Annotated in this window: 7 protein-coding genes; all 7 read right to left on the bottom strand. The window is 36.1% G+C overall.

Going from position 1 to position 4,183, the window contains the following annotated elements; genetic code table 11:
- Positions 1 to 44: 44 nt before the first annotated feature.
- Positions 45 to 344: a PBPRA1643 family SWIM/SEC-C metal-binding motif protein gene (locus tag CWB66_RS20490; protein WP_252371810.1), complete on the bottom strand. Its 300-nt coding sequence runs from the start codon at positions 342 to 344 to the stop codon at positions 45 to 47.
- A gap of 224 nt (positions 345 to 568) precedes the next feature.
- Entirely contained in the window at positions 569 to 991 is a 423-nt protein-coding gene (locus tag CWB66_RS20485; protein WP_138586887.1) for a hypothetical protein, read from the bottom strand.
- Between the two features lie 339 nt (positions 992 to 1,330).
- Positions 1,331 to 1,834 (bottom strand): hypothetical protein, encoded by a 504-nt coding sequence (locus CWB66_RS20480; RefSeq protein WP_138586885.1) that lies wholly within the window; start codon positions 1,832 to 1,834, stop codon positions 1,331 to 1,333.
- Positions 1,831 to 2,385, bottom strand: coding sequence for a hypothetical protein (locus CWB66_RS20475; RefSeq protein ID WP_138586883.1), 555 nt, complete (start codon positions 2,383 to 2,385; stop codon positions 1,831 to 1,833). The genes CWB66_RS20480 and CWB66_RS20475 overlap by 4 nt, the downstream gene beginning before the upstream one ends.
- A 2-nt stretch (positions 2,386 to 2,387) precedes the next feature.
- The gene (locus tag CWB66_RS20470; protein WP_138586881.1) at positions 2,388 to 2,900 is read right to left on the bottom strand and encodes a hypothetical protein; all 513 of its coding nucleotides are present in this window, start codon (positions 2,898 to 2,900) and stop codon (positions 2,388 to 2,390) included.
- A 67-nt stretch (positions 2,901 to 2,967) separates the two neighbouring features.
- The gene (locus CWB66_RS20465; protein ID WP_138586879.1) at positions 2,968 to 3,546 is read right to left on the bottom strand and encodes a hypothetical protein; all 579 of its coding nucleotides are present in this window, start codon (positions 3,544 to 3,546) and stop codon (positions 2,968 to 2,970) included.
- Between the two features lie 25 nt (positions 3,547 to 3,571).
- Positions 3,572 to 4,150 carry a hypothetical protein gene (locus CWB66_RS20460; RefSeq protein WP_138586878.1) on the bottom strand — a complete coding sequence of 193 codons (579 nt, stop codon included), beginning with the start codon at positions 4,148 to 4,150 and terminating at the stop codon, positions 3,572 to 3,574.
- Between the last annotated feature and the right edge of the window lie 33 nt (positions 4,151 to 4,183).

Genomic DNA, 4,183 nt, shown 5'->3' with positions numbered 1-4,183 from the left:
CAAAGTTGAGATGTTATTTTATCAAATTAAAGAGAATTAAGCGTTTAAATTAAATCGAAATTTTTGAAATTGGTCTGATCAATGTCTGCTAATACTTTATCAAATATTTGTGGTGTTGACTTGCTAAGCGCAAAGTCAAGTTCCCGAATATCTTCTGGTACTTCTGCTTTAACTTCAATTGAAGCAAACATCGAATGCTCTTCTAATATGGCTTCTATTTCTGATTGTCGTTCAACTGAGTTTACAATTAAGGTGAGCGGGCGTAACTCGGTGCCTAGCTTTGCTATACGTTTTGGCGCAAATCCATTACTGTTATTTTTACCCATTATGTCGGGCTTACCCATAAAGAAAAACTTTGATATGTTACTTCTATACTCTTTCTACATCATTAGAGCGCGCATCTTAGCAGCTTACCCATAATATAACTAAGCCTATGCCTGTATAAGCAATAGCTTTTAGTAAACATTAAAAAGAGTATAAATAACCTGACCCCAGGTTAAACAGCCTTAATGACAAGTTCAACCTATCACTGCTATTAATTCCTGAAGTTTAATTCACCAAATTACTATTAAAACTTGTTTGTGATATATAATCTGACGTCAATTTTTTCGATGTTAGTAAAGTACATACGAGACAAATTCCCTTGCTTCTCCATTCTTATTTTAACAGTATCACACCCTTGCGGTATGGCTTGGCGTTCACTGCGAATTTGAGGCTTAACTATGTAGCTGGCGCGTTCGTATCGTACGCCATACGAAAGGTCACTCGCTAACGCTATATCATTGCAATATACAATAACCTTCATTGCAAAGTTTGACGAATACCACGCCGAATTTATACCCCCAGTAAGCTCAATGTCTATTTCATTTAACCCGAATGTTCCATATATCGGAAATTCGACTTCATAAGCTACTTCTGCGTATTTATCGACCCCATTATCTCGTCTATAAAATTGTGTTATTGCTTGCATATCGGATTTATTAATATGCATAGCTTCCCCGATAAAATAGGTCGGTAGAGCCAGAGTATTATTTGCAATCAAGCAAGCGCACAACATTAAAAAATATTTCATGGGTTGTTCCTTACGATACCATTTTGATAAAATATTAATCAGTTTTATGAACTAAAAAACCTACTCGCCTTGTTAAAGTTCACTTAAACATGACAACCACATAATGTAATTTATACTTTATTGTTGAGTTATTTCTCTGTCGCGGTAACTGATTATTTAGCGTGTGTATTAGGACCGGTTAATCTTTAAGGACTAAAATTTGACCTCGAAAGATAAAAAGCCATACTGAAAAGGCACTAAAAAAGTGCCTTGCAGTGATTAAAATAGCTTTTCTATTATTTGAACATTAAATTCAAGATTTGTAACACGAGTATAAAATTGACGACTTAAATGTCCTTCTTTATCTATTCGAACAGTCAGCACCTGGCAATTTCCACCCGTATTTAGCGTATTAGCAAAACTTGGCTTAGCTAAGTAAGAAATGTTTTGGTATCTATCACCATAATCAAGATCTTCACCAATAAATATTGGTTGATCTATATATGGTGAATCACAGGTAGCAGACAAACTCACAGCCATGTTCCCTGCAAACCACCTTGTTTCAACTTTTCCACCAATGCGGTACGTTAAGTCCTGAGCATAATCACCGTCTACATTAATTTTTGCTTGGTAAGCTATAACAGCTTCGCTCCCAGCATAGGGTACTTTTATTGGCAAGAAATCACTAAATTGTAATTCATATACCGCTCCCCCAACATCAACAGGTTGTGCAATAGCAGCAGAGCAAAAAAATAAGCTAGGTATTAAAAGTAGTGCCTTCATTTTAAAAGCTCATAGTTATCGTTACTCAAACCAGAAGTACTGTTCAGCAAGTTAATTCGGCCTTGGATATTAGCGGCATTATCACCATGCATAGTTTGAATAGTCAGCTTAACTTCATTGCAAGTTAACGAGATAGTTTTTACTAACGATTTATTAAATGACAAGTGGCTACTCAATGAGTTAATTTCTTCATTGGTGAATTCGCTATTATTTTTTCTTTCTTGATATAACAGCTCATCATCACAATAAAGCGCTACATCGACTTCGTGCAAAAATTCATTGTGTAGAATATCTTTATACGAACCCGTACATATATTCTCTTGCCACTGAGTGCAAACCGGTTGCATTTGTGACATTAACTCACCATTACCCTGCACATCTAATTTAAGGTCAACCACTGCAGCACTTTCAAACTGTTTTGGGTACAATACGAGCTCATATCGATTATCTTGTTGTTCCATATCGACATTAGAAAATACTTGGCCAATCTCTGATGCCAAACTCATCGAATTTGCAGTAAGTAAGCCTACACTTATGATAATTTTAAACATTTCTATATCTCTCCTTGAGCTATATCAAGAGCTTGGACTGAAATAGACAACGAAATTTTTTGAATTCGGGTATAAAATTGACGACTCAAAGACCCTTCCTTAAATAATTCAACCTTTAGCTGCTCACATCCGTCAAGGTTATGTCTCAATTCAGTAATAGCAGGCTTTGCAGGAATAGATTGACCTGCTTTTCGCTGACCATACACTTTGCTCATACCTATTGGGATACCATTACAACTGAGCTTAGTTGTCATAGCAAAATTAGAAGCAAACCATCTAGCAGATATTTCACCATTTGCATTAAAAATAAGCGAAGACTTAGTGCCCGTAATATCTATTAATGTTTCATAGCCAGTTACAACATCCCTATTTGCCCAAGATACAACAACAGGCCTAAAATCCGTCTCATTTAAAGTAACCATTTTTTGGTCAACATTGAGCGAATTCGTTTGCTCCTCGGCATAACTACTGCCAGCACCTGTAATTAAGGCGATAGCTATTAGTAAATTTTTCATTCTACATCCTTATTGTTTATTAAATGTGCTTCACTTAGCTGTAAAATGAAGCACTGAACCCGCTAATTTATAACTCTTCAGAAATAGAAAGGCTCAAATCTAGGGCGCGAGGCTGAATTGCCGTAGCAGTGAAATCAAACTTCATTGATAATGTATTGCAACTTCCATTTGTTACTACTGATTGCGATATATAAAATTTATCCCCCGAGTCAGAAGCGCTAAACGTTCCACAGGATACTGTTAAGTTCATATGTCTGTCTGTTCGACCAGCAATATCAAAAAATATTGGCTGGCCAAAATCATTATAAACAGGCAGTGATATTTCAAACCCCGTATATTTACGTACTACGAGTGGCTCCAGCCCTGGACAAGTGTAAACAACCGTCGTAAAAATGGGCGTGAAATTCTCTTTATTCAATATATAACGTTCCCCACCTATATAAATAGGATCAGGTGTTTGCATTAGGCTAATATATTGTAACGGGTCTAAAATTGGATCTTTAATATATGCGCAATCCACTGGAGGCCTTGGTGGTTTTGGGGGACCAATAATTACCGTTTTCATTTCCCCATCAACTTTTGCAAACACTGCACTACTTAAAGTAAGAGATATGACTACTCCAATCAGGAAGCTCTGTATTTTCATTTTTAAGTCTCCATTGAGTCTGAAATTAAAGTTGTTCAGATATCGTTACTGTTAGATCTATAGTGGCAGGTGCCGAATTACTTGGAAACGTAAATTTCAATTTCATATTTTTACAGCTCTGCGCTGTATTTTGTTGTTTAGAAATAACAAATTTATTCCCAGAATCACTAGCATTAAAAGTACCGCACGAAGCGGCTAAGTTCATTGATTTATTTGAGCGGCCATTTATGTCAAAGAAAAGGTTTTGACCATAATCTCCATCTACAGGAAAAGTAACTTCATAACCAACCAAAGTGTTAATAATTATAGGTTCATCTATAAGGCAAGGTCTATAGATCACTCTTGTGGAATAAACTGGATTGAAATCTGACTTATTTAAAGTATATCTGGCACCCCCAACATATATTGGAGCACTCAAGTTCATAGGTTTAGCAGCTGCAAGCATTTGATCCTCTGAAACAAACTCTTCTAAGCGCGGGTATTCTTCGCAGAATCTATCTCTAAAGTCACAACACCGTACAAGAGGAGACTCATCAAAGGCCATTGCTTCTGCTGAAAGCACACTCAATGCACAAAAAATTAGCGTTACTATTTGTTTTTTCATATTTTTATTCCTTTAAATTAAGTTCAAGTAAAT

It is taken from the genome of Pseudoalteromonas sp. S558 (genome assembly GCF_005886635.1).
Lineage (GTDB): Bacteria > Pseudomonadota > Gammaproteobacteria > Enterobacterales > Alteromonadaceae > Pseudoalteromonas > Pseudoalteromonas aliena.
The sequence above is the reverse complement of the archived record's forward strand: the minus strand, read 5'-3'. Positions and strand labels throughout refer to the sequence as shown.